General features: G+C 63.4%; 19 protein-coding genes and 2 pseudogenes. 9 read left to right on the top strand and 12 right to left on the bottom strand.

The window, feature by feature from the left end; all coding sequences use genetic code 11:
• The first annotated feature begins 81 nt into the window (after nt 1-81).
• From JQ609_RS07125 to JQ609_RS07110, 4 genes and pseudogenes are all read left to right on the top strand, one after another.
• Nucleotides 82-1218, top strand: a complete 1137-nt coding sequence (locus JQ609_RS07125) for a thiolase family protein (protein ID WP_212272690.1) — start codon at nt 82-84, stop codon at nt 1216-1218.
• A pseudogene (locus tag JQ609_RS07120) lies at nt 1215-1564 on the top strand (Zn-ribbon domain-containing OB-fold protein). The gene JQ609_RS07125 and the pseudogene JQ609_RS07120 overlap by 4 nt, the downstream one beginning before the upstream one ends.
• A 474-nt stretch (nt 1565-2038) precedes the next feature.
• Nucleotides 2039-2566, top strand: coding sequence for a carboxymuconolactone decarboxylase family protein (locus JQ609_RS07115; RefSeq protein ID WP_212207846.1), 528 nt, complete (start codon nt 2039-2041; stop codon nt 2564-2566).
• Between the two features lie 42 nt (nt 2567-2608).
• The gene (locus JQ609_RS07110) at nt 2609-3328 is read left to right on the top strand and encodes a class I SAM-dependent methyltransferase (RefSeq protein ID WP_212272684.1); all 720 of its coding nucleotides are present in this window, start codon (nt 2609-2611) and stop codon (nt 3326-3328) included.
• 2 nt (nt 3329-3330) lie between these two features.
• Here JQ609_RS07110 and JQ609_RS07105 read toward each other — a convergent pair whose 3' ends face one another.
• Nucleotides 3331-4587, bottom strand: a complete 1257-nt coding sequence (locus JQ609_RS07105) for an Hsp70 family protein (protein ID WP_212272682.1) — start codon at nt 4585-4587, stop codon at nt 3331-3333.
• A gap of 233 nt (nt 4588-4820) precedes the next feature.
• Here JQ609_RS07105 and JQ609_RS07100 point away from each other — a divergent pair, with 233 nt between their 5' ends.
• Entirely contained in the window at nt 4821-7157 is a 2337-nt protein-coding gene (locus tag JQ609_RS07100) for a Tex family protein (RefSeq protein ID WP_212272681.1), read from the top strand.
• A 3-nt stretch (nt 7158-7160) separates the two neighbouring features.
• On the opposite strand, the gene glsA is transcribed toward JQ609_RS07100, so the two are convergent.
• From glsA to JQ609_RS07080, 4 genes are all read right to left on the bottom strand, one after another.
• Complete coding sequence (gene glsA / locus JQ609_RS07095) at nt 7161-9008, bottom strand: glutaminase A (protein ID WP_212272680.1); 1848 nt, start codon at nt 9006-9008, stop codon at nt 7161-7163.
• Nucleotides 9009-9030: 22 nt separating this feature from the next.
• Nucleotides 9031-11106: a TRAP transporter permease gene (locus JQ609_RS07090; protein WP_212207851.1), complete on the bottom strand. Its 2076-nt coding sequence runs from the start codon at nt 11104-11106 to the stop codon at nt 9031-9033.
• A 45-nt stretch (nt 11107-11151) separates the two neighbouring features.
• Nucleotides 11152-12315, bottom strand: coding sequence for a TAXI family TRAP transporter solute-binding subunit (locus tag JQ609_RS07085; RefSeq protein WP_212207852.1), 1164 nt, complete (start codon nt 12313-12315; stop codon nt 11152-11154).
• Nucleotides 12316-12473: 158 nt separating this feature from the next.
• Entirely contained in the window at nt 12474-12695 is a 222-nt protein-coding gene (locus JQ609_RS07080; protein WP_192739703.1) for an acetyl-CoA carboxylase biotin carboxyl carrier protein subunit, read from the bottom strand.
• 130 nt (nt 12696-12825) lie between these two features.
• On the opposite strand from JQ609_RS07080, the gene JQ609_RS07075 reads away from it, so the two are divergent.
• The gene (locus JQ609_RS07075; protein WP_212207853.1) at nt 12826-13803 is read left to right on the top strand and encodes an IclR family transcriptional regulator; all 978 of its coding nucleotides are present in this window, start codon (nt 12826-12828) and stop codon (nt 13801-13803) included.
• Entirely contained in the window at nt 13733-15292 is a 1560-nt protein-coding gene (locus JQ609_RS07070) for an acyl-CoA carboxylase subunit beta (protein WP_212272679.1), read from the top strand. Before JQ609_RS07075 ends, JQ609_RS07070 begins: the two co-directional genes overlap by 71 nt.
• A 218-nt stretch (nt 15293-15510) precedes the next feature.
• Here JQ609_RS07070 and JQ609_RS07065 read toward each other — a convergent pair whose 3' ends face one another.
• From JQ609_RS07065 to JQ609_RS07040, 6 genes are all read right to left on the bottom strand, one after another.
• The gene (locus JQ609_RS07065) at nt 15511-16809 is read right to left on the bottom strand and encodes an MFS transporter (RefSeq protein ID WP_212272678.1); all 1299 of its coding nucleotides are present in this window, start codon (nt 16807-16809) and stop codon (nt 15511-15513) included.
• 112 nt (nt 16810-16921) lie between these two features.
• On the bottom strand, nt 16922-18115 hold the full coding sequence (locus JQ609_RS07060; RefSeq protein ID WP_212272677.1) for an acetyl-CoA C-acyltransferase: 1194 nt from the start codon (nt 18113-18115) through the stop codon (nt 16922-16924).
• A 175-nt stretch (nt 18116-18290) separates the two neighbouring features.
• On the bottom strand, nt 18291-18476 hold the full coding sequence (locus tag JQ609_RS07055; RefSeq protein ID WP_212272675.1) for a hypothetical protein: 186 nt from the start codon (nt 18474-18476) through the stop codon (nt 18291-18293).
• The gene (locus JQ609_RS07050; RefSeq protein ID WP_212272674.1) at nt 18473-20143 is read right to left on the bottom strand and encodes an FAD-dependent monooxygenase; all 1671 of its coding nucleotides are present in this window, start codon (nt 20141-20143) and stop codon (nt 18473-18475) included. The genes JQ609_RS07055 and JQ609_RS07050 overlap by 4 nt, the downstream gene beginning before the upstream one ends.
• A gap of 104 nt (nt 20144-20247) precedes the next feature.
• Nucleotides 20248-21414 (bottom strand): N-methyl-L-tryptophan oxidase, encoded by a 1167-nt coding sequence (solA, locus tag JQ609_RS07045; protein WP_212272672.1) that lies wholly within the window; start codon nt 21412-21414, stop codon nt 20248-20250.
• A 14-nt stretch (nt 21415-21428) separates the two neighbouring features.
• A complete protein-coding gene (locus JQ609_RS07040; protein ID WP_212272670.1) occupies nt 21429-22199 on the bottom strand; it encodes an enoyl-CoA hydratase in 771 nt (256 codons plus the stop codon).
• A 158-nt stretch (nt 22200-22357) separates the two neighbouring features.
• On the opposite strand from JQ609_RS07040, the gene JQ609_RS07035 reads away from it, so the two are divergent.
• Both JQ609_RS07035 and JQ609_RS07030 read left to right on the top strand, forming a co-directional pair.
• Entirely contained in the window at nt 22358-22897 is a 540-nt protein-coding gene (locus JQ609_RS07035) for a PaaI family thioesterase (protein ID WP_212207860.1), read from the top strand.
• Between the two features lie 66 nt (nt 22898-22963).
• Nucleotides 22964-23578 (top strand): TetR/AcrR family transcriptional regulator, encoded by a 615-nt coding sequence (locus JQ609_RS07030; RefSeq protein ID WP_212272669.1) that lies wholly within the window; start codon nt 22964-22966, stop codon nt 23576-23578.
• A 146-nt stretch (nt 23579-23724) separates the two neighbouring features.
• On the opposite strand, the pseudogene JQ609_RS07025 reads toward JQ609_RS07030, so the two are convergent.
• Nucleotides 23725-24640: pseudogene (locus JQ609_RS07025) on the bottom strand (LysR family transcriptional regulator).
• Between the last annotated feature and the right edge of the window lie 40 nt (nt 24641-24680).

The raw sequence follows: 24680 nt of genomic DNA, 5'->3' as shown, positions 1-24680 counted from the left end.
CGATCCAGAGGCGATAGCGGCGAAATGGATTCCGGGCTCGCGCTTCGCGCGCCCCGGAATGACGATGGGGCGGTTGTCACCATGAGCTTCATCACCGGCGTCGGACTGACATCCTACGGCAAGCACGAAGGCTCGTCCTCGCTCGATCTCATGAGCAAGGCAGCGGAGATGGCAATTGCAGATGCCGGGCTGAAGCGCTCCGAGATCGACGGCATCCTCTGCGGCTACTCAACGGTTTCGCCGCACATCATGCTGGCGACCGTGTTCGCCGAGCATTTCGGCATCCAGCCGTCCTACGCCCACGCCGTGCAGGTCGGCGGCGCCACCGGGCTCGCGATGACCATGCTGGCGCATCATTTGGTCGATGCGGGAATCGCAAAACATGTGCTGGTGGTCGGCGGTGAGAACCGCCTGACGGGGCAAAGCCGTGACGCCTCGATTCAGGCGCTGGCGCAGGTCGGCCACCCCGACTATGAGGTGACGCTGGGTCCGACGATCCCGGCCTATTACGGCCTCGTCGCGTCGCGCTACATGCACGAATACGGCGTCACCCAGGAAGATCTCGCCGAATTCGCGGTGCTAATGCGCGCGCACGCGCTGACCCATCCCGGCGCCCAATTCCATGAGGCGATCACGGTCGCCGACGTGATGGCGTCGAAGCCGGTGGCGATGCCGCTTAAGCTGCTGGATTGCTGCCCGGTGTCCGATGGCGGCGCGGCGTTTGTGATCAGCCGCGAGCGCACAGGTTCAGCCGGCGTTAAGGTGCGTGGCGCCGCCCAGGCACACACCCATCAGCATGTCACCGCGGCGCCCGCCTTGAGCGAGCTCGGCGCCGAGATTTCGATCGCGAAAGCCAAAGCCGCATCCGGCATTGCGATCTCCGACGTGCGCTATGCGGCCGTGTACGACAGTTTCACCATCACGCTGGCGATGCTGCTGGAGGATCTCGGCCTTGCCAAACACGGCGAAGCGGCAGCAAAGGTGCGGGCAGGGTATTTTGGCCGCGACGGCGAGGTGCCGCTGAACACCCATGGCGGTCTGCTGAGTTACGGCCATTGCGGCGTCGGCGGCGCGATGGCGCATCTGGTCGAAACCCATCTGCAGATGACGGGGCGCGCTGAAAATCGCCAGGTCCGCGATGCCTCGATCGCGCTATTGCACGGCGACGGCGGCGTGCTGTCGTCGCATGTCAGCATGTTCCTGGAGCGGGTGCGATGAACGCGGATTGGACCAGGGCGGCGAAGGCATCGTCTACCAATCCTGCGCCGCCTGCGGGAAGGTGCAATATTTCCGTCGCAGCTTTTGCGCAGCCTGTGGCGCGCCGGATCCGGTGGAGAAATCCGCAAGTGGGAGAGGGGCGGTCTACGCGACCTCGCTGGTGTGCCGCGCCGCAACGCCGGAGACCCGCGCGCACGTTCCCTACAATATTTTGCTGGTCGATACGCCGGAAGGTTTTCGCATGATGGCCCATGGCGACCACGATCTGGCCATTGGCGATCAGGTCAGCGCGACCTTTCAGCCATTCGCCGGGCGGCTGATTCCGTATTTTGCAAAAGAGAAATGAAGCTGCAAAGCTCCGAAGCAATCCAGAGTGACGCGGAACGGATGTTTTCTGGATTGCTTCGTAACGCTTCTACACACAAAGCGCGCGGTTTCACCGCGCGTAGAAGATGACGCTGGCGATGACGAGCATTGCCGTCACCGCCAGCATTTGCGCAAGCGCCTCCGAGGCCGCCCTTTTGGTGGCTTGCTTCATGCTTTCTCCCTAGACTCGGGCATGACTCATCGCTGCGTGACAAGCACGCTGGACGGTCTATGATTTTTACTCGGAACACCCCGCGACGAGTATTCGCTTTGATTGAGTCCCCACTCAGCGAATATCGACCGTGCCAAGTTCGAACAGCAATGCGGCGGCATTTTGGCTCAGGCGCAGCCGGATTTTGCGCGCGTGGTGGCGATTTCCGAGCATCGCCTGGTTGATCCGCCGGGAGCCGCAAGGCATGATCCGCCTGCAAAATCAAAGAAAACAAGGTGAGAAATGGCCCGCATCGAATACAGCGATCCCGCTAAACACAACGATCGTACCCGCGAAATCCTCGGCAAGAACCGCAATGCCAATATTTTCAGAATGATGGCGCATTCGCCGAGCTATTTCGAGCAATATTGCCGGCTGGGCGGCGCCATCAGGCACAAGGGTGAGCTCGATCCGGTCGTGCGCGAACTTGCCATCACCCGCACCGGAATCCTGTGCGAGGCGCCGTATGAGATCGTCGCGCACAAGCGCATCGGCAAGAACGTTGGCGTCACCGACGAGCAGAACGAGGCGTTGGAAAACTGGCAGTCGGCCACATGCTTCAACGAGGTGCAGCGCGCGGCGCTCGCCTTCACCGATGAAATCGTCAAGCTGCACAAGCCGACCGATGCGACCTTCAACGCCATCGCTTCGAAGCTGACGCCGGCCGCGCTGGTCGAGTTGCAGCTTTCGGTTGGCTTCTACATCATGACGTCGAAGTTTCTGGAGACCTTTGCCATCGACCTGCAGCCGGTCACGGAAGTGGTTTCCTGATTCCTCCAGGCGCGCTCCAGTCTTTCACATGTGGACGTTCTCATGAGCAACGGATGGGAGCTTTCAGCGCAAGCCTGGATCGACTCCATGGGCGAGCGCGGAGATTGGGGCCGCGAGCACGTGCTCGATCCGGTCATGCTCAGCCGCGTGGCGGCGGGCGGGTTCGGGCGTGCGCTGGATGTGGGCTGCGGCGAGGGCCGCTTCTGCAGGATGCTGAAGGCCGCCGGCATCGCCGCGACCGGGATCGATCCGACCCGTCAACTGCTTGAGGTAGCAAGGCAGCGCGATCCGTCCGGCGACTACCGGTCCGGTAATGCCGAGCAGCTCGAATTCGAGGCGGCAAGCTTCGATCTCGTTGTCAGCTACCTCACGCTGATCGATATCGTCGATTTCAGAACAGCGATCAACGAGATGGCCAGGGTTCTGAAACCCGGCGGCTCGCTGCTGATCGCAAATCTCACCGGCTTCACATCAGCCAGCGCCGATCGGGGGTGGGTGAAAGATGCGGAAGGACGGCATCTTCACTTTCCCGTCGATCGCTACCTCGAAGAGTTTCCATTCTGGTTCGAATGGGCGGGAATACGCATCCAGAACTGGCACCGGCCGCTGGCCGCCTACATGACGGCTTTGCTCGAAAGCGGCCTGCAGCTGACGTTTTTCGCGGAGCCCGGACCGTTGTCCGGCGACCCCGCGCATCAGGAACGGGCTCGACGGGTGCCCTGGTTCGTCGTGATGGAATGGCGGCGGCCTGCGGTGGGATGATTTCAGGCCCGCGGCCCGTAGCGCCGCAGCGCCTCCAGTGTCAGCCCCTTGCCGACCGCGCCAAACGTGTCGCCTTCGACGAGGCGGGCCGCCGGCACCGCCCTCCTGATCGCATTGCGGACATGGGCGAGCTGCACCGAACCACCGGTCAGGAATACAGCGTCGATATCCTCAGGCCCAAGCCCGGCCTGCGTGAGGCAGTTCCTGATGCGGGCGGCGATACGCTCGGCCAGCTGACCGGTATGGCTGACCAGATCGGGGCGGCTGATGCCAGCATTGAGGCCGGGCATCACCCATTCCAGCGGAATGTCGGCACGGTGCTTGTCCGACAGGGCGATCTTGGCTTCCTCGACTTCCATCAACAGCGTGTGGCCGCGCTGTTCCTCGACCACGCGCGCCAGCCGGTCGAGCAATTCAGGCTCGCTGGCCTCGCGCCGGACCTGGCGGATGTCCGCGAGCACGCGCGGCTCATACATGCGGTTGATGCTCGACCAGGTGGCGAGGTCATGGAAATAGCTCGAGGGCACGTCGAGCCCGGCACGGCTCATGGCGCTGCCGAAGCCGAACAGCGGCATCACGACGCCGAGGCTGAGCTGGCGGTCGAAATCGGTGCCGCCGATCCGTACGCCGTCATTGGCGAGAATGTCGCTTGAACGGTTGGCCTTGCTGTGGCGTTCGGGCCCGAGCCGCACGATCGAAAAGTCCGACGTGCCGCCGCCGATATCGGCGATCAGGGCGACTTCTTCGCTGTCGATCTGGCGCTCATAATCCAGCGCCGCAGCGATCGGCTCGAACTGGAAGGTGACGTCGTCGAAGCCGACTTCTCGCGCGATCAGGCGCAGCGTCTCTTCCGCCTTGCGGTCGGCGTCCGGCGCATTGTCGACGAAATGCACGGGGCGGCCGTGCACGACATCGCGCAGTTCGAGGCCGGTAGCCTGTTCCGCGCGCCGCTTCACCGCGCCGAGGTAATAGGCGATCACGTCGCGAAAGCCGGTCCGCTGGCGCCCGAGCCGGGTGGTCTCGTCGATCAGCGAGGTTCCGAGCACCGATTTGAGGCTGCGCATCAGACGGCCCGGGGCGCCGTCGACATAGGCGGCGATGGCCTTGCGGCCGATCAGGACGGCGCCATCCACCTCATAGAAGATCGCGCTGGGAATCGTGGTGTGGCCGGCTTCCAGCTCCGCCAGGACCGGCGCCTCGCCTTCGATGGTGCCGAGCGTCGTGTTCGACGTTCCGAAATCTAGACCGCAAATGGACATGGACGCTCCCCAGGGAAGCGTCCGTCTACACATTACCGGGCCGTCGATCCACACATATATTGGCCCGCAAATAAGGACTTGACCCAACGATTTCGGCATCCGGGATCGCTGATCCACAGATCAATTTCTTTGCGTTTTCGCCGCCCGGGCGGGTTGATGAATCGATCCGTGGTAGTCCATAAGCGGCGTCCCGCGGCCATCATTCCGCCGCGGCCAGTCTGGAAAGAGGTTGCGTGGCAAACATCAATCGACAGATCGCAGAAGAGCTTGGCGTTCGCGAGCAGCAGATCGAGGCGACGGTCACGTTGCTCGACGGCGGCGCCACGGTCCCGTTCGTGGCGCGCTACCGCAAGGAAATCACCGGCGGGCTCGATGACGCGCAATTGCGCACCCTGGAAGAGCGCCTGACCTATCTGCGCGAGCTTGAAGAGCGCCGCGTCGCGATCCTCAATTCGGTCCGCGAGCAGGGCAAGCTCGATGCCGCGCTGGAAGCCGCGATCATGGCCGCCGACAGCAAGGGGCGGCTGGAGGACATCTATCTGCCGTTCAAGCCGAAGCGCCGCACCAAGGCGGAGATTGCCAGGGAAGCCGGGCTTGAACCGCTATCCGAACTGCTGCTGACGCAGCCGCAAAACGATCCGCAGGTGGTGGCCGCCGGATTCGTCGATGCCGAAAAGCAGGTGGCCGACGTCGCGGCGGCGCTCGAGGGCGCGCGCGCGATTTTGGTGGAACGGTTCGCCGAGGACGCCGACCTGATCGGCAAGCTGCGCGAGGAGATGTGGTCGAATGGGGTAATGACCTCGACTGTGCGCAAGGGCAAGAAACTCGAAGGCGAGAAGTTCAAGGACTATTTCGAATACAACGGAGCCCTCCACAAGCTGCCGTCGCACCGCATCCTCGCGCTGTTCCGCGGCGAAAAGGAGGAAATCCTCGAGCTGCAGATATTGCCCGACGCGCAGGTCCCGGTCGCCAACGTGCCGAGCGCGTATGAGCTAAAGATCATGCAGCGCTTCCTGATTTCGGATCAGGGCCGCCCCGGCGACCGCTGGCTGGTCGAGACCGCGCGCTGGGCGTGGCGCACCAAGATCCAGGTGCATCTCAACATCGACCTGCGCATGCGGCTGTGGACCAATGCCGAAACCGAAGGCGTGCGGGTGTTCGCCTCGAATTTGCGCGACCTGCTGTTGGCCGCGCCTGCCGGCGCCCGTGTCACCATGGGTCTCGATCCCGGCTACCGGTCCGGTGTCAAGGTCGCGGTCATCGATGCCACCGGCAAGGTGGTAGCCACCACGGCGGTCTATCCGCACGAGCCGCAGCGGCAGTGGGACGCGACGCTGGCGACGCTTGGCAAGCTCGCGGTCGCGCACCGCGTCGATCTGATCGCGATCGGCAACGGCACCGCGTCGCGTGAGACCGACAAGCTCGCGACTGAGCTGGTCAAGCTGCTGCCGGACCTGAACATGTCGAAGATCGTGGTGTCGGAGGCGGGGGCTTCCGTCTATTCGGCCTCGGCCTTTGCGTCCGAGGAATTGCCCGAGCTCGACGTCACCCTGCGCGGCGCAGTCTCGATTGCGCGGCGGCTGCAGGATCCCTTGGCTGAGCTGGTGAAGATCGATCCCAAGGCGATCGGCGTCGGGCAATACCAGCACGATCTCGGCGAATCCAAGCTGGCGCGTTCGCTCGATGCCGTGGTCGAAGACTGCGTCAACGCGGTTGGTGTCGACGCCAACACCGCGTCCGCGCCGCTGCTGGCGCGGGTGTCGGGCATCGGCGCTGGGCTGGCGCAAAGCATCGTGCAGCACCGTGACGCCAACGGTCCGTTCAAGTCGCGCAAGGGGCTGAAGGAAGTGCCGCGGCTCGGCCCGAAGGCGTTCGAGCAGTGCGCCGGCTTCCTGCGCATCCAGGGCGGCGAGGATCCGCTCGATGCCTCCGGCGTGCATCCGGAAGCCTACCCGGTGGTGCGCAAGATTTTGACCGCGACCAAGAGCGACATCAAGGCGCTGATCGGCAATGCCGAGATCGTGCGCCAGTTGAAGCCGCAAAATTTCGTCGACGACACGTTCGGTCTGCCCACGGTAACCGACATCCTGCGCGAGCTGGAAAAGCCCGGCCGCGATCCGCGCCCGGCCTTCAAGGCCGCGGTGTTCAAGGAGGGCGTCGAGGAGATCAAGGATCTCAAGCGCGGCATGATCCTCGAGGGCACCGTGACCAACGTCGCGGCGTTCGGCGCCTTCGTCGATATCGGCGTGCACCAGGATGGCTTGGTGCACATCTCGGCGATGTCGAAAACCTTCATCAAGGATCCGCGCGAAGTGGTGAAGCCCGGCGACATCGTCAAGGTCAAGGTGCTGGAGGTCGAGGTCTCCCGCAAGCGCATCGCACTGACATTGCGTCTCGACGACGAGGTCGGCGACAAGGGCCCAAAACTGTCGGACACCAAGATGCGCGAATACTCCAAGGCATCGATGACGTCGCAGGCGCCGCGCAAGGCGCAGGATTCCGGCGGCGGCGGTGCGCTCGCCGAAGCCTTGCGGCGGGCAGCGGAGAAAAGCGGGCGGGGCAAGACCTAAGCCCTAATTCGACGTCAGCAGATTCACCTTGGCGTTGGCGAGGATCAGGCGGTCGGCGAGCAATTGCGCGAGGTTGCGCATGATCCGCTCGCCGGCGCGGGGATGCTGCTCGCGAAAACGTTCGAAATCGCGGAGCAGGACCTCGTAAGCGGTCGCCGACATATCGGCGAGCACGTCGGCGGAGCGCCGCGGTTCCAGCAGCGCCATCTCGCCGAACGGCATTCCCGCGGTCAGCGTCGCCAGCCGGATGCCGTCGGGCAGGGTGACGTGAACCACGCCGCTCCTGAGGAAAAACAGCGAGGTGGCGGGATCGCCGGTGGCGATGATCTTTTCGCCAGGCTGATAGGTCGTGATGGCGCAGAGGGACCCCAGATCGGTCAGTTCCTCGTCCGTCAATCCCGCCAGCAGCGGTTGTTCGGACAGTTCCGTGGTTTCGAAAAAATCGATCGAGCCGCCATGGCGAAAAACCACCTGGTCTTCCGCCCATTCGATCGCGGCATCGAGCAGGAAATAGTACCGCATGTTCGGCAGGCTGCCGGTCCGTTCCGCGATCGGCTGCCATTCCGCGTCGGCCCGCTTGATGCCGGACACGATCACGGTGACCTGATAGGCCGCCAGTTCCTGGAACTCCTCAGCCAGCAGGCGGGCACCGGCCAGCGTCATCGACGTGACCCGACGAAAATCAAAGATGACGAATTGCGGGCGCGGCTTGGCCACGAGCCGACGCGCAATATAGTCGACATTCGATAGCGACAGCGTGCCCATCAACTCGATGACGCGGACGTCCTGATAGTGGGCGGCGAGAATGGTTTGCTCGTGCGGGCGGCGGCTGCGCCGCGACGGATTTTCGCCGATATCGTAATCGGCAATGATGGCGTTGCGCGCGTTGTCGCTGCGGTTGAGCATGTGCAGGTCGTAATGCGCCGACAACGCCTCGCAGACCTTGATGCCGCGCACGCTGTTGCCGTGCTTGTCGAGTTTGGGCGAATAGCTGCCGAGCCCGATCCGCGCCGGCAAGGCGGCGAGGATGCCGCCGCCGACGCCGCTCTTGGCGGGGATGCCGACGCGGTAGATCCATTCGCCGGCATAGTCATACATGCCGGAACTGGTCATGACCGACAGCGTGCGCGAAATCGCGTAAGGCGTCATCACCTGTTCGCCGGTGACCGGATTGATGCCGCGATTGGCCAATGTCGCCGCCATCACCGCGATGTCGCGGGCGTTGACCAGGATCGCGCATTGCCGGAAATAGACCTCCAGCACCGAGCTGACATTGTCCCTGATGACCGCGTTGGTGCGCAGGAGATAGCCGATCGCCCGGTTGCGGTCGCCGGTCAGGCTCTCGGACGAATACACGGCGTCGTCGACGCCAAGCTCACGGCCGGCGAAGCGGCCCAGCGCCTGCCTGATGTACCCGAACGCGCCGTCGCCCTTGGCCTCATAAATGAGTCCGGAGCAGGCGATGGCGCCGGCATTGACCATCGGATTGAACGGGTGGTTCTCGGCGTTGAGGCGGATCGAATTGAAGGGATCGCCCGAGGGCTCGACGCCGATCACGCTCTCCACCCGCGCGGCGCCCAGCGTGTCCAGCGCCAGCGCGAACACAAAGGGCTTTGACATCGACTGGATGGTGAAGGGGACCTGCGTATCGCCGACCTCGTAGACATGGCCGTCGAGGGTCGCGAGGCTGATGCCAAAATGGGCAGGGTCGGCCTTGCCGAGCTCAGGGATGTAGTCGGCGACCGCTCCGCCGGTCTCGGGCAAATATTCGGCGTGACAGCCGTCGAGAAACCGCAGCAACGGCGGTTTCGAGCTGGTCCAGGCCGGGGCGCCGGTGGGCGATACTTTCATCACCCACCGTTTTGCCGCGCAATCACGGAGCGCGCAACTGGTTCGGCGCCAGACTTTGGCGGCGTATCAAGAACAGCGCAGCCAGGACCGTCGGCGCCAGGATAGCGAGACCGAGCAGTGTGATCTGGATTTGCGACAGCGGATTAATACCGCCGCCGGGCGTCGCGATCACAAAGCCGCCGATCACCAGCAGCACCCGCAACGGCCATTCCAGGGTGCCGGCGCCTCTGAGGTCGCCGACGAAGGCCTGATAACCCTGAATGCCGCCGCAGATGAACAGCGTGCCGACGCCTGCCAGCGCCATCAACCCAAGCCCTTCGAAGTACGGATTGGCGCCTTGCAGCACCAGCGCGGGGTTCATCACGAAGAAGAACGGAATGAAATAGATGATGCTGCCGACCCACATCGATTCCCAGCCCGTTTTCATCGCCGGCGAGCCGGCTATACCGGCCGCGGCAAAGGAGGCGATCGCCACCGGCGGCGTGATCGACGACAACATGCCCCAATAGAAGATGAACATGTGCACGGCCATCTTGTTGAGGCCGACCTTTTCCAGCGCCGGCGCCACCAGGATGGCGAGGAAGATGTAGCAGGCCGTCGTGGTGAGCCCGAGCCCGAGAACGAGGCTGGTCAAGGCGCACATGCCGAGCAGCAGGAAGGCATTATCGCCGGCGATCCGCAGCAGGTCGTTGGCGAGGCTGGAGACCACTCCGGTCATCGAGAACGCGCCGATCAGGAGCCCGCAGCCGGCGAGAATGCCGACCAGTTCGACAAAAGTGCGTCCGTTGACCTCGAGAAATTTGTTGATCGTGGTCAGCGTCCAGCGGGTCTCCTTGGAGAACAGCTGGTTCAGCACCAGGAGCAGTGCGGTCGCATAGAACGGCGCGTGGCTCTCGCGTTTGAAATACAACAGCATCACGATCAGCAGCGCGATGACGAAGACGTAGTACCAGCCGTCCTTGATCGTATCCATGACCTTGGGCAGTTCCGAGCGCGGAATGCCTTTCAGGCCATGCCGGGCGGCATAAGAGTCCACCTGCATGAACAGGCCGGCATAGTAGAGCACCGCCGGAATGATCGCGGCGACCGCAACTTCGGCATAGCTGACGTTGAGGAACTGGGCGATCACGAACGCGGTTGCGCCCATCACCGGCGGTGCCAGCACTGCGCCGGTCGAGGCGCAAGCCTCGATCGCGGCGGCATAGGAGGCGCGGAAACCGCTCTTCTTCATCACCGGGATGGTCATGGTGCCGGCGGTCAGCACGTTGGAAATGATCGAGCCGGACATCATGCCGAGCAGGCCGCTAGCGAAGATGCAGACCTTGGCGGCGCCGCCACGAAAGGTGCCGCACATCGCAAACGACAGGTTGATAAAGAACTTGCCGGCGCCGGTCATCATCAGCGCCGTGCCGAACACCAGGAAGCCGATCACGGTATCGGCGAACGCCTGAATCGGAATCCCGAGCAGGCTCTCACCTGAAAGCACGTGGTAGGACGTCGCCTGTTCGAGCGTCGACTGCGTTCCCCTGAACGGGCCAAGCCATTTGGCGTCCGCGAACAGCGGATAGACCGTGAACGGCAACACGCTCAGCAAAAGGCTCCAGCCGCCGGTGCGGCGCAGGGCCTCCATGAGCACGGCCCACATCACCAGTCCCGCAACGAAAACGATGGTCGGCGCGCCACCGAACTCCCAACCGGCCTCAGCCGCCTTGCGGACGCTGCGCATCAACACGATGGATGAGGCAAACGTCAGGATGAAGAGCAGGACATCATACCACGGGATCCGCTCGAGCGGAGAGCGTTCCGAACTCGGGAAGATCAGGAACGTGAACGGCAACATCAACGCGATCAGCAGATAGAAATATTCGGTGTTGAGTTGGGTGTATCCGATGAAGAATCTCAGCGTGAATTGCTGGTTGATGCACAGCAGGATCGTCACCGCGGTCGCGACGATCAGCGCCCACCGCCAAGCCCCGCGCAGCGTACGCACGCGCGAGACTTCGGCTTCTTGTAAGTTTCCGATACCGGCATGAGGATCGTCGAATTCGATCCTGGCGGGCGCAGCGGCCGCTGCGCTATTGGCTGCAGAAGGTGACATCATTAATCCCCAGTATGGTGTTCGCCTTCATCGGAAAGACGGTGGTTACTCGAATCCGTTCTGCATGCCGGCTTTGGCAAGCGCCGCGGCGCGCGCCTTCATCCAGGCATCGAGGAAAGCCTTCTCGTCCGATGGCGGACTGGATTTGCCGAAGTCGGCCCACGCTGCGGCCAGAACGGCCTGCCGCTTGATCAACCCGTTGTTATGCGTCTCCTGGTCGTCGCTCCACTGGCCGGCTTCCTTCAGCGCCTTCACAGCGCCGGGATGAACGGGCACCGCCCACTTCTTGGTCTGACGGTCGGCCGCAAGGCCGGCCGCGCCGGCGGCGGCATCCTTGTAGATGTCATAGCCCGTGATCATTGCCTTGGTGATCGCGTAGACCTGGTCGGCCGGTTGCGTTCCGTAGGTGACAAAGATCGGGTACGGATAATTTCCGAGCTCGATCGGCTTATCCTTGGAAATGCCGGCGCCGCAGGTGGCGACATGGCGGAAGAAGAAGGACCCGACCTTCTGAACGCGTTCCCAGCCGGCATTGTCGCTGTGCGGGAGCGGCGGCCAGACGATGCCGCGCGGCGACGTCTCGGCTTCCTTTGCCGGTCCGGTGATGGTGGTCGCGAAGGCGGCGTCGACGTCGTTGTTGATCAAGCCCTTCCACATCGCGCCGTAGCTGGAGAATTCCACCGTCTTGACGTCGCTCTGCTTGAGGTCGCCGAACGCGAGGATCGCTAGTGAGTTCTGGTTGAGCGCAGGCGAGCCGACGACAAACCCGACGCGCTTGCCCTTGAGGTCCTTGACCTCTTTCACTCCGGTGTCCTTTGCCACGCCGAGCGAAGCGCCGTTGCAGTCAACCGACGACAGCACCAGTTGCAAGGCCTGCGGGCCCCATTCCTTGGAGCCGAACTCAAACACGCCTTCCTGCGCGAAGTAGCTGCCTGATCCCATCGCAGACGACGCCGCGCGACCGGCGCGCAAGGGTGCGAGGCGCGCCACGTCATTGCCTGCGGGGAGAACCCGCAGGTCGGTGCCGTATTTGTCCTTCATCATCTTGCCGACGGCGACCGCAATGTTGAATCCGGCGGTGCCGGTGTCATAAGCGGTGAACGTCATGGTCGGCGGTAGCTTGACGTCCTGGGCCAGTGCCGGCCCAAAAGCCAAGAGTGAGACGCCTGCGAGTGCTACAGGCGCGAAATCCATCAGCCGACGGGTCATGTTTCCTCCAAAATTGTTTCGCTAGATGAAACTTTTTATGATTGAGATGATGTCATCGCAGCATTGCGATGGCAACGTCCGAGCACGTTCACGCCCGCCATTATGCCAGTTGCACTGGCGGACAGATCGTCACGCATCAAAAGTATGACGCGAAATGCCTAGGCTTCGACGATCGCGACCACCTGTCCTTCAGCGATCACGTCGTCGAGCTTGACCAGAATTGCCTTGATTTTCCCGGTAATTGTCGAGGTTACCGGGATTTCCATTTTCATCGCTTCGACGAATGCAATCTCGTCGCCGTCACCGACACTCGCTCCGGCTTCTGCAGCCAGCGCGCACACGCGTCCGGCGACTTCAGTCACAATCTTGATCTCTGGCATGCCACCCTCCGGGACCGTGTGACGTGACAATTTCGTCCCGCGAACGGCTTTTTGTTGTGGCTGCAGATTGCCTGAGGTAGCTTGATCTGCAAGTGGAATTTTATTCCGCAGGGCGGAACGGAGCCAACATATGGGAAGACGCTCGGAGCGGCTTAGCAAACAGGGAATGCTCGCCAGCGATCTGGCGGGCGAGGGCGATGTGATTCAGGTGGTGTCGCGGGCATTCGATGTCCTGCGCTGCTTCGAGGGTCACGAAGCCCGACTCGGCAATCTCGAAATTTCCAATCGCTGCGGTTTGCCGAGATCGACGGTGTCGCGGTTGACGCACACGCTGACCCGAATGGGCCAGCTCGTCTATCTGCCGCGCGACCAGAAGTACCGCATCGGCCCGAGCGCGGTGGCGATGAGCACCTCGATGATGAAGGGATTGCAGCTGCGCAACCTGATTCGGTTGCGCTTGCAGGACGTCGCCGAGCAATTGCCGGGCACGGTAGGTTTCGTGATCCCCGATCGTTTCCAGCTGGTCTATCTCGAATTCGCCCGCGCCGCGAATGCGCTCGGCCTGCACGAGACCACCGGCAGCCGCATTGCGATGGCGAGCACGGCGGCGGGACACGCCTACACCGCGGCGCTCGACGACGATGTCGGCGATGCGCTGATCGTGGAAATGGAGCGCGAGATGCCGGATAGCGCGCGGATGCTGAGGTCGCGCATCGAAGACAATCGCCGCCATCTGCGCGAACACGGTTATGTCGTGGCCTGCGGTACCTGGAGCCCGCACATCAACGGTTGCGCCGTGCCGCTGTGGTCGCCGCAATATCAAACCTATGTCGTGACGACGATAGGTCTGTTGTCCGCCATGTTCGATGAAAAGCGGGTGCACCGCGACGTGGCGCCTGTCATGGTCGAACTGGCAGCCGCGCTCGGCGGCCTGCTCGAGGGCGCCGACGGCGACATCTTCACCAACCGGCTGGAAAGAAAAGCGCTTCCGGTGTCAGTGCATAACAAGAATAAAATCATCAAGGCGGAGGATACGAATGAACTGGAAGCCGGAACTCGACGATCTCGCCCGGCGCGAAGCGTTCGCGCGGGAGATGGGAGGCGTTGACAAGGTCAGGCGTCAGCATGACCAGGGCCGGCTCACCGTTCGGGAGCGCATCGACAGGATCGTTGACCAGAAGTCCTTCCACGAAATCGGCGCCATCTCCGGCATCGCCGAATATGACGAGCACAGCGAACTCAAGCATCTGACGCCCGCGAACTGCGTGTTCGGCCGGGCCAAGGTCGAAGGCCGTCCGGTGGTCGTCGTCGGCGACGATTTCACCGTGCGCGGCGGCTCGGCCGACGCCTCGATCTCGGCCAAGCCGTTGATGGCCGAAGAGATGGCGCATGATTTCCGGCTGCCGATCATCCGCGTGATCGAAGGCTCGGGCGGCGGCGGCTCGGTGAAGACGATCGAGACGCGAGGCGCCGCCAATCTGCCGGGCGGCGTCGGTGGCACGCGCTGGTACTGGTTCACGACGGCGAACATGGCGCGCGTGCCGGTGGTGGCGCTCGGCCTCGGCTCCGTCGCGGGCCTTGGCGCCGCGCGGCTGGCGGCGAGCCATTATTCCGTCATGACCCGGAATTCGGCGATGTTCGTCGCGGGGCCGCCGGTCGTGAAGCGTCTCGGCCAGGACCTGACCAAACAGGAACTGGGCGGCGCCGACATCCAGACCCGCGCCGGCGGCGTGGACGATGCCGTCGATACCGAGGAAGAGGCGTTCGAGCGCGCCCGGCGCTTCCTGTCCTATCTGCCGTCGTCGGTTTACGAACTGCCGCCGGCCACGCCCTGCAGCGACGATCCGGAGCGGGCCGAGGAATCGCTGATGAAGGCGGTGCCGCGCAATCGGCGCCAGGTCTACAAGATGCGCCCGATCATCGACGCAGTCGTGGACAAGGGCTCGTTCTTCGAGGTCAACGCCAATTTCGGCCGCCCGATCATCACGGGCCTGGCGCGCATCGAAGGCCGCGCGGTGTTGCTGCTCGCCAGCGATCCCTTCCACTATGGCGGGTCGTGGACCGCGGAAGCCTGCCAGAAGGTGGTGCGCTGGGTCGACTTCGCCGAAACCTTCCATCTGCCGGTGGTCTATCTGATGGACTGCCCGGGCTTCATGATCGGGCTCGAGGCCGAGAAGTCGGCGACCATCCGTCACGGCGTGCGCGCGATGGCAGCCGTCAACCAGAGCACCGTGCCCTGGTGCACCATCATCGTGCGCAACGCTTTTGGTGTCGCCGGCGTGGTGCATCAACCGGCCAACCGCTACTCGATGCGCTACGCCTGGCCCTCGGCCTATTGGGGCTCGCTGCCGCTCGAAGGCGGCATCGAAGCGGCCTATCGCGCCGACATCGATGCCGCGGAAGATCCGGCGGCAAAGCTGAAAGAGATCGAGGACCGTCTCAACAAGCTGCGCTCGCCGTTCCGCTCGGCCGAAAAGTTCTGGGTCGAGGAGGTGATCGACCCCCGCAAGACGCGCTCGCTGCTCTGCGAATTCGCACGGCTGGCGGAACGAGTCCTGACCACGGGGCCGGCGACGAATATGGCGATCCGGCCGTAGGTGGTTGCCTCTTCCTTCTCCCTTGTGAGAGAAGGTGCCTTCGCGGAACGCGAGGGGTCCGCGGAGACAGACCCCTCATTCCGTCTCGCCGCCGCTTTGCGGCGTCGCAGTACATCGCCCATCCCGGCGGCGGCGCGTCTGATTCCAACGATCCGCACAGTCAAAGCGCATCAAGGACGGGATGATGGTGGGCGTTCGCTCCACCATCACGTACTAAGCTACGCTGCTGCTACTGCGGTAGCCGGCTTCGGTGCCGGCCTCGCGATCGCCAGCGTGATCAGCGCCGCGACGATGCAGAGCGCGCCGGCGACGAAGAAGGCGGGCACGTAGGTCGCATAGACCGTCCGCGATAGCCCTGCGCCGAAGGCAGCAACGCCTGCGCCCAATTGGTGGCCGGCGAAAATCCAGCCGAACACCAGATTGGCGCGTTCCGCTCCGAACCGTTGCGCGGTCAGCCGCACGGTCGGCGGCACCGTGGCGATCCAGTCCAGCCCATAGAACACCGCGAACACCGACAGGCCGTAGAACGAGAAATCCGTAAAGGGGAGGAAGAGCAGCGACAGGCCGCGCAGGCCGTAATACCAGAACAGCAGCCAGCGATTGTCGTAGCGGTCCGACAGCCAGCCGGACACGATGGTGCCGACGAAATCGAAGATGCCCATCGCGGCAAGCAGGCTCGCGGCCTGCACCTGCGGAATGCCGTAATCGAAACACATAGGAATCAGGTGCACCTGGATCAGGCCGTTGGTGCTGGCGCCGCAGATGAAGAAGGTGGCGAACAGGATCCAGAACACTTTTGTCTTCGAGGCGTCGCGCAAGGTGCCGAGCGCGGCGGCCAGGATCGGCGCATTGCTGGGCGGCGGCGAGACGATCGGCTCGGTGCCCTCATCGCCGTATGGACGCAGACCGAGGTCGCTCGGGCGATCGCGCATGATCATCGCCACGGCAACGGCCGCGACGCCCAGCATCACGCAGATCAGCGCCAGCGCGTTGCGCCAGCCATACTGTTCGGTCAGCGTTGCGAGTAGCGGCAGGAAGACGAGCTGGCCCGTCGCCACGCTCGCGGTGAGGATGCCGACCACGAGGCCACGTCGCGCCACGAACCAGCGTGCCGAAATCGTGGCGCCGAGCACCAGCGCGGTCATGCCGGTGCCGAGGCCGATCACGACGCCCCACAGCAGCATCAGGTGCCAGACTTGCGTCATGAACAGCGAAGCGATCAGCGCGGAGGCCACGATCAGCAGCGACAACAGCGACATATTGCGCAGGCCGTAACGGTTGAGCAGCGCGGCCGCGAACGGCGCCATCAGCCCGAACAGGATGAAGCGGATCGACAGCGCCGAGGAAATCTCGGCGGCACTCCAGCCGAATTCCTTCTGCAGCGGCACGATGAAGACGCCGGGCGCGCCGACGGTGCCGGCCGAGATCAGCGCGGTGAAAAAGGTCACGCCGACCATCGCCCAGCCATAATGGACGTTGCGGCGGGCGAGGGCGGCGGACAACCAGTTCGAAATCATTGAGCCTGAAAAATTCAATTGGGGCGGTTGGCAGGATGTGTCGGGGCGGTACATCCTGCCACGATCGCCTCTTGACATAAATGCTGAACTTCCCGCGTTTTCGGACATACCGCTAATGCACGATGCGCTCGACTGCGATCGCGGTGGCTTCCCCGCCGCCGATGCATAGCGCCGCGACGCCGCGCTTCAGGTTCTGCGCTTCCAGCGCGTGCAGCAGCGTGACGATCAGGCGAGCGCCGGTGGCGCCGATCGGGTGGCCGAGCGCGCAGGCGCCGCCGTTGACGTTCAGCTTCTCCCGGGGAATCCCGAGGTCGCGCTGCGCCGCCATCGCCACCACCGCAAACGCCTCGTTGATCTCGAACAGGTCGACATCGCCGACGCTCCAGCCGACCTTGTCGAGCAGCTTCCGGATCGCCGGGATCGGCGCCGTGGTGAACCATTGCGGCTCCTGACTGTGGGTGGCGTGGCCCTTGATCTCGGCGAACGCCCGCAGGCCTTCGCGATCGGCGAGCGAGCGCCGCGCCAGGATTAGCGCTGCAGCGCCGTCGGCGTTGGCAGAGGAGGCGGCCGGCGTAATGGTGCCGTTGGCGCGGAATGCCGCCTTCAGCCCTGGAATTTTGGCGGGATCGACCTTGAGCGGATGCTCGTCATTGGCGATCACGCGCGGACCGGCCTTCTCGCTAACGGTAATCGGCACAATCTCGGCCTTGAACGCGCCGCCTTCGACCGCCTTGCGGGCGCGCGTCAGCGTCTCGATCGCGTAGGCGTCCTGATCGGCGCGGGTGAACTGATAGGCTTCCGCGGTGGCTTCGCCGAAATCGCCCATCGAGCGGCCGGTCTCGTAGGCGTCTTCGAGGCCGTCCATCATCATGTGGTCAATGATCCGGTCATGGCCGGCGCGATAACCCGCGCGCGCCTTGCTCAGCAGATAGGGCGCGTTCGACATGCTCTCCATGCCGCCCGACAGTACGATCTCGGCCGAACCGGCCTTGATGATGTCATGCGCCAGCATGGTGGCCTTCATGCCGGAGCCGCAGACCTTGTTGACGGTGGTGGCGCCGGTGGCGTCCGGCAGCTTGGCGCCGCGCGCGGCCTGACGCGCCGGGGCCTGGCCCTGGCCGGCCGGCAGCACGTTGCCCATGAACACTTCGTCGATCCGCTCCGGCGCCAGTTTTGCGCGTTCCAGCGCCGCGCCGATCACATGCGAGCCGAGCTTGTGGGCGCTGAAGGGCGACAATTCGCCCATGAACCGGCCAAGCGGCGTGCGGGCGGCGGACAGGATGACGACGGGATCGGAGGCGGCCATGGCGGAACTCCCAGAGATGTTCGGTTAAATAAGATTATGACCATCATATGATGCGTTGCAAAAATTGCAACGGATGATCTCACGGAAATGAGTCGATCATTCCATGAGAAAATCTCGCGATCGGATGAGCTGAATTGATCCGGTGATCGGGCAGGAGATGTGGAGCGGCGTCGCGCTATTCCAGCCCGTCGAGCGCCGTCCGGATCGCGTTCTGGAACACGGCGATGTCGCCGAGTTCGTGCCCGAGCACCAGCGCCAGCCGGGTCAGGAACAGCGCCTCGCGCTCGAGCCCGGCCGAATCGATCGCCGTTGCGAGCGTCTCGTAGGCGGTTTCGAAATCCGCTGATGGCATCGTGCTCATGCTCTGGCCCTCCCGAGGCACAAGGCGGCGGTCCGCAGCACCTCATTTGCGGCGATCGCTTTCCATCGTCCGGCGACATGCAGGTCGGGACGCAGCAGATAAAGCGTGCCGGGAGCTGCCGCGTACAGGCGAGCGATCTCGCCGTCGGCATCGCTGACGTGACTGGTTCCGATCAAGAGCGCCGCAAGGCGCTTGTCCGTATTGCGAAGCCGGTCGAGGAGCATGATGTCGTCGGTGGACGGCGCGCCCCGGCAGAACAGGATGGCAGTCAGGCCAATGCCGGCCTGATCCAGCAAATGACTACCGTCGGGAAGCTTCGCGTTCGGCGCAACGCTGCCGCAGGCGGGGCCACCCGTAAACTCGGCATCTCTGATGGCATAAGGCGTCAGCGGGCTTTCAGAATAAGTGTAGGGCTGCATCTGCCTTGGATTGGCGAGGCCGCGCGGAAATTCGTGCTTCAGGCTCAGTGACAGCGCCGCCTCACGCGCGAGCCGCCAGCCGCGCGTCGGCGGCGTCATGAAGCGCGTGCTCTTAGTGGCGTTGGCGAACACATCGAGCGTGGCGCCGCGGCGCTCCGGCGAATAGCTGTCGAGCAGGGCTTCATCCGCCTCGCCGTTGAGGACGAGCGCCAGCTTCCAGCCGAGATTTTCGGAATCCGCGAGGCCGTTGTTGAGGCCGCGCACGCCAAAAATCGGTACGATGTGCGCGGCGTCGCCGATGAAGAACACCCGGCCGTGCCGGTAGTCGTCGAGGCACAACGTGTTGGCGGAATAGACACTCCACCATTCCAGCTCCCACGGTCTGTCATGGCCGATATCGCCAAGGATGGCGCCGACGCGCGCGCGGATGTTTTCCTCGCGCATCGCTTCCTGTTCGCTTTCGCCTTCACGAAGCTGGTAGTCGACGCGCCAGATCCTTTCCGGCTGCTTGTGGATCAGCACGGTGCCGCCGGGATTGCCGCTCGGCTCGAAGAAGGCGCGGCGTTCGGTCGGGAAATCGTGATCCATGCGGATATCCGCGATCACGTAGCGGCCTTCGTAATTGTCGCCCTTCATCCGCAAGCCGAGCTGCGAGCGGATCGGCGAGCGCGCGCCATCGGCAGCGAGAACATAATCGGCATCGAGGCGGTAGTTGCCGGCGGGCGAGGTGACACCGATCGAAACGCCATCCGCGTCCGGCTGGATGTCGGAAAGCTCGCTCTGCCAGCGCATGTCGATGAGGTCGCAGGCCGTCACCGCGTCATGCAGATATTGCTCGATATATTGTTGCTGCAGATTGTACATCGGCAGATATTTTTCATTCGGCGGATGCGGCATCTCGAGCCGAAAGATCTGTTCGCCGCGGTAGTAGCTGCGGCCGTAGCGCCAGCCCAGTGATTTCTGGAGGAAGGGCGCGACCGCGCCGATCCGTTCCAGGATATGCATGCTCGGCCGCGCGATGCAGAGCGCCCGGCTGCCGTCATTAAAAGTGTCCTTGCGATCGATCAGCACGCTGCGAACGCCGTACCGCGCCAGCACCAGCGCTGCCGTCATCCCGATCGGGCCGGCGCCGACGATCGCAACGGGATGACGAACGGTCACGCCATCCAGTTCGGGCACGCGCCGCGCCGGAAAGATCGGATAGTGGAAGTAGAGCGAATCCAGCGGCCCCTTGCCGGCAGGTCTCATGCGTTTCCCGCTTTGTTCATCCGGTTCCTTGGTCACGCCGACTACAGCTTGAAAGAGGCGGGATGGCAAGGCAGCATGTTTTTGCAGCGAAGGGCGCCGGGATCTCAGATAGGGCCTGAAAACGAGAACTTGCTGACGTCCAGATGTGATTGACCAAGCGCCATCTGGGCAAGGGTTTCCCCGACAGCGGCGGAATGCTTGAACCCGTGCCCCGAGCACGGCGAGGCGATGATGACGTTCTTCATGTCGGGGTGATGATCAATGATGAACCGGGCGTTCTTCACACAGGTGTAAAGGCACACCTTGGTCTGCACGCAATTTTCGTCGAGGCCAGGGAAGAACGGCCCGACATAGGTTCTGAACATCCCAGTGATTTCGTCCGGACCGACGCTCCGGCGAACCGTGTCGGGCGTCGTCGTATTCTCATACTGCTCGGTGGCGATCTTCACCCCCTGTTCGTGGTGGCCAATCAATGGAAAGCCGTAGATGCTCTGGGGTGCCGGAAGCTGCCAGATGTACACCGGAAATCGCTCTGGAAGAAATTCCGGGTATCGGTGCTGGTTTTTCAGGCCAAACCAATAAAGCACCTGCCGCGTTATGCTGAATTGCCGATCAACGCCTAATACCTGGTTGATCCATGGGCCGGCGGTTATGATGAGTTTCTTGGCGCGATAGGTGCTGACGCCTGTCGTCACCTGCACGCCGTCGCCATCGGATTCGAATTTCAGCACCTTCTCGTAAAAGCGCAGCATGGCGCCCGAGGTGGCCGCGAGCTGGAGCTGTGCCTCGACGCATGACTCAGGTCGCACAAAGCCGCTGACTTCGTCGAAATAGGCTTCGTCGTCGTCATTGACATTGAAGGCGGGAAAACGCTGCCTGATCGTTTTGCCATCCAGAATTTCGTAGCGGATATTGGCCTCGTCGGCCGCTGCCACTGTGGTCTTGAGAAATTCCGGATTTTCATGTCCGGCGGCACGCTGGCCCTTGCCGGAGATCACCAGCAGTCCATTTTGGGTGAAAAGATCCCGACCAGTCCGGCTCTCGATGCCGCGCCATATCTCGTGCGACCGCTTGGCAAATGGCGAGTACTCGGGACCCTCGCCGCAGGCGATGCGCGTAATTCGGGTATCGCCGTGCGTCGAACCCAGCTCATGGGGCGGCTTGAGCTGATCGATCCCGAGAACCGAGGCGCCTCGACTGGCCAACTGGTAGGTTGCAGCGGAGCCCATTGCCCCCAAACCGAGTACGATCGCGTCGAACGACCTTTCCATTTCTTCTCCTGCGGCTATCGCTTCCGATCGAGGAAGCCCTGCATCATCCGCTGCGGTTCGCCGGTCAGGAAGGATTGCCCGAACACGCCGACGCTGAGATTGACGGACTCCTTGAGCGGCAGTTCTTCCCATTGCCGCAGCAGTGCCTTCTGCGAACGCAGCGCCTCGGGGCCGCATTCGAGAAGCGCCTTGACCGTATGCTCGACCGCGTCATCCAGGCCGCCGGCCGGCGCGACCTTGTCGACCAGCCCCCACGCCAGCGCCGTCGGGGCATCGATATTCTCCGCGGTCATCACCAGCCAGCGGGCGCGGCCCCAGCCGATCAGCCGCGGCAAGAGCGCGGCGTGGATCACCGACGGAATGCCGACCTTGACCTCGGGCATGCCGAAATGAGCGTCGTGCGCAGCAATCCGGAAATCGCAGGCGGCCGCGACCTCCAGCCCGCCGCCAAGGCACCAGCCGGGTAGCCGCGCGATCACGGGCGCCGGAAATTGGCGCACGGCTTCGCAGAGATCGCGGAGCCGCGTGATGAAGGCTTCGGCGGATTTCTGGTCGAGTTTGGCCATTTCCTTGATGTCGGCGCCGCCGATCATGCTCTTCTCGCTCTGGCCGGCCAGGATCACCGCGCGAATGGTCCGATCGGTGGCGAGTTTCTCAAAGCCTTCGCGCACGCCTGATGTGACGGCGGAACTCAGGATGTTCAGCGAGCCTGCATTGCAGATCGACAGCCGCACCACGCCGCGGGAATCGCGGTCGATGCCGCAATGGGGATTGAGCATTTCCATCTGATTTTCTCTGTTGGTCTTGGTTTTTTGGGTTCAGTGGCACGGTTTGCGCCACTTCCCGGACAATGCGCTGAATTGTCAAGGGCTGGCAGGCGAGGGGCGTTGCGCGGCGAAGCCTGTCGGTGTAATATGACGATCATAATCTAAAAGGAGCCGCCATGAGCGCGATAGAATCCGCCGACCTGTTTTCTTCAGCCATGCGCCGGGAGCGCGTGGTCGATTGGCAGGCGCCGGGGCCGGCCGCGAAGGCTGCCGCCGGGATGACGGGCATGGAGGCGATGTGCGCGATCCGCGACGGTATCCTGCCGGAACCGCCGATGGCCCGCCTGATCGATTTCCGACTTCGCACTGCCGAACCGGGGCGGATCGTGATGGAACTCGAACCGCATGAAAGCCTGGAAAATACCATCGGTCTGTTGCACGGCGCGACCGCGGCAGCTCTGCTCGATACCGCCATGGGCTGCGCGATCTCGACTATGCTGCCGGCCGGGCAGGGTGCGGTGACGCTCGATCTCAAGCTGACCTATCTGCGGCCGCTCTCGGTCAAGTCGGGCAAGATCTCGGCCGAAGGCAAAATCATAAAACTCGGCCGCCAGACCAGCTATACCGAAGGCTTTGTCCGCGACGGCGCCGGCAATCTTGCAGTGCACGCGACCGCCACCTTCTCGATGATCGGCGAGGGTCCTAAGACGAAATAGGTGCAGCTTTTTTCGCGTGCAACTGCTATTATATGACTGCAAACATCTAATGGTTCAGGAATTGCGATGCGCTATTCGAAGGAGCACAAGCAGGAAACCCACGTGCGGATCGTGAAGAAGGCCTCAGTACGGCTTCGCGAAAAGGGCGCGCATGGCATCGGCGTCGCCGACCTGATGAAGGAGGCTGGCCTGACCCATGGCGGCTTCTACGCCCATTTCGATTCCCGCGAGGCGCTTGTCATCGAAGCCTTTGCCTATGCGATGGACCGTTCGACCGAGCGCTGGCGCAAGATCGCCGACGAGACCCCGCCGGACAAGCGTCTCGCAACCATCGTCGAGAGTTATCTGACGCCTGTTCATCGCGACGATCCCGGCCATGGCTGCGCGATTCCGACGCTCGGCGCCGAGATCGCGCGTGAGAGCGCGAAGACGCGGAAGGCTTTTGCGACCAAGCTGGAAGCGATGATCGATATGATGGCCGATCAGATTCTCGACGTCCCGCGCAAAGTCGCGCGCAAGCAGGCGGTGGCGGCGCTCGCGACCATGATGGGCACGCTGGTGCTGTCGCGGATCGCCGGCAATGGCGAGTTTTCCGACCAGATCCTCGCCGCCGGACGCGAGGCCGTGGTGAGCCGCGCTGCGGCGGCGAAGCCGGCCGCGAAGAAGGCCGCGGCGAATTAGCAGCGTCACCCACCGCCGTCGTCCCGGCCTTGAGCCGGGACCCATACGCCGCGGCCGTTGTAATTGCAGGCAGCGTCTGCCGGCTTTTTTCTGTCGATAGATCACGCGGTATGGGTCCCGGCTCAAGGCCGGGACGACAGTTTCATTCACCGCCCACCAAACAACGCCCGCTCGCCTTCCACCGTCTCATAAATGTAATCCGCCACCGCGCGGATCCGTGCAAGATCCTTACTGTCGGCATGCATCAACAGCCAGAACGTCCGCGAGATCGTAATCTCGTCCGGCAGCACCGGTCGCAGCTCGGGATGAGCCGTCGCCATGAAATGCGGCAGCACGGCGATGCCGAAGCCGGCGATGGTGGCGTTGAGCTGGGCGATCAGATTGGCGCTGCGGAATTTCGCGGAGATCTTTGGGCTGACCTGCGGCAGATAATCCAGCTCCGGCGTGAACAGCAGTTCCTCGATGTAGCCGACGAAGCGGTGCGCGGCGAGGTCGCTGCGCCCGGTAATCCGGGGCGCGCGGTCGAGATAGGCGGGGGCGGCATATAGCCCGAGGCTGTAATCGAGCAGCTTGCGGCCGAACACCCGGCCTTCCTTCGGCATGGTCAGGCTGATCGCAATATCGGCCTCGCGCTTCGACAGGCTGAACAGCCGGGCGGTGGCGACCAGTTGCAGGTCGAGATCCGGATAGCGCTCGACGAATTTGACGAGGCGCGAGGCCAGGAAGTGGCTGCCAAAGCCGTCGGGGGCCCCGATCCGCACGGTGCCGGTCAGATGCGCGCGGGAGCCGCCGACCGCCTCCTGGTTGGCGACGATGGTCGGATTCCATCGCCTCCGCGCTGTCGGCGACGCGCTGGCCGGCCTCGGTCAGCAAATAGCCGGTCTTGCGCCGATCAAACAGTTTTGCGGACAGATGCCGCTCCAGCCGGTCGACACGCCGGATCACTGTGGCATGATCGACGCCCAGCTGTTTTGCGGCAGCGGATACCGTTCCGCCGCGCGCAATCGCCAGCAGAAAACGGAAGTCATCCCAATCGATCGTGCCGCCGCCTTGATCCAGCATTTCCGCACATCTATGGTGCAATTTATCAGACTTGTATCCT

The organism is Bradyrhizobium sp. AUGA SZCCT0169 (assembly GCF_018130085.1).
Classification (GTDB): Bacteria; Pseudomonadota; Alphaproteobacteria; order Rhizobiales; family Xanthobacteraceae; genus Bradyrhizobium.
The sequence above is the reverse complement of the archived record's forward strand: the minus strand, read 5'-3'. Positions and strand labels throughout refer to the sequence as shown.

What these genes read in the sequence shown, in the direction of transcription:
- JQ609_RS07055 (WP_212272675.1), bottom strand. Translation starts at nt 18,476, where the DNA reads ATGAGCACGATGCCATCAGCGGATTTCGAAACCGCCTACGAGACGCTC.
- JQ609_RS07065 (WP_212272678.1), bottom strand. Translation starts at nt 16,809, where the DNA reads ATGATTTCGAACTGGTTGTCCGCCGCCCTCGCCCGCCGCAACGTCCAT.
- JQ609_RS07125 (WP_212272690.1), top strand. Translation starts at nt 82, where the DNA reads ATGAGCTTCATCACCGGCGTCGGACTGACATCCTACGGCAAGCACGAA.
- JQ609_RS07030 (WP_212272669.1), top strand. Translation starts at nt 22,964, where the DNA reads ATGCGCTATTCGAAGGAGCACAAGCAGGAAACCCACGTGCGGATCGTG.
- JQ609_RS07075 (WP_212207853.1), top strand. Translation starts at nt 12,826, where the DNA reads ATGGGAAGACGCTCGGAGCGGCTTAGCAAACAGGGAATGCTCGCCAGC.
- JQ609_RS07050 (WP_212272674.1), bottom strand. Translation starts at nt 20,143, where the DNA reads ATGAGACCTGCCGGCAAGGGGCCGCTGGATTCGCTCTACTTCCACTAT.
- JQ609_RS07035 (WP_212207860.1), top strand. Translation starts at nt 22,358, where the DNA reads ATGAGCGCGATAGAATCCGCCGACCTGTTTTCTTCAGCCATGCGCCGG.
- JQ609_RS07115 (WP_212207846.1), top strand. Translation starts at nt 2,039, where the DNA reads ATGGCCCGCATCGAATACAGCGATCCCGCTAAACACAACGATCGTACC.
- JQ609_RS07090 (WP_212207851.1), bottom strand. Translation starts at nt 11,106, where the DNA reads ATGTCACCTTCTGCAGCCAATAGCGCAGCGGCCGCTGCGCCCGCCAGG.
- JQ609_RS07070 (WP_212272679.1), top strand. Translation starts at nt 13,733, where the DNA reads ATGAACTGGAAGCCGGAACTCGACGATCTCGCCCGGCGCGAAGCGTTC.
- JQ609_RS07110 (WP_212272684.1), top strand. Translation starts at nt 2,609, where the DNA reads ATGAGCAACGGATGGGAGCTTTCAGCGCAAGCCTGGATCGACTCCATG.
- JQ609_RS07080 (WP_192739703.1), bottom strand. Translation starts at nt 12,695, where the DNA reads ATGCCAGAGATCAAGATTGTGACTGAAGTCGCCGGACGCGTGTGCGCG.
- JQ609_RS07040 (WP_212272670.1), bottom strand. Translation starts at nt 22,199, where the DNA reads ATGGAAATGCTCAATCCCCATTGCGGCATCGACCGCGATTCCCGCGGC.
- solA (WP_212272672.1), bottom strand. Translation starts at nt 21,414, where the DNA reads ATGGAAAGGTCGTTCGACGCGATCGTACTCGGTTTGGGGGCAATGGGC.
- glsA (WP_212272680.1), bottom strand. Translation starts at nt 9,008, where the DNA reads ATGAAAGTATCGCCCACCGGCGCCCCGGCCTGGACCAGCTCGAAACCG.
- JQ609_RS07060 (WP_212272677.1), bottom strand. Translation starts at nt 18,115, where the DNA reads ATGGCCGCCTCCGATCCCGTCGTCATCCTGTCCGCCGCCCGCACGCCG.
- JQ609_RS07085 (WP_212207852.1), bottom strand. Translation starts at nt 12,315, where the DNA reads ATGACCCGTCGGCTGATGGATTTCGCGCCTGTAGCACTCGCAGGCGTC.
- JQ609_RS07105 (WP_212272682.1), bottom strand. Translation starts at nt 4,587, where the DNA reads ATGTCCATTTGCGGTCTAGATTTCGGAACGTCGAACACGACGCTCGGC.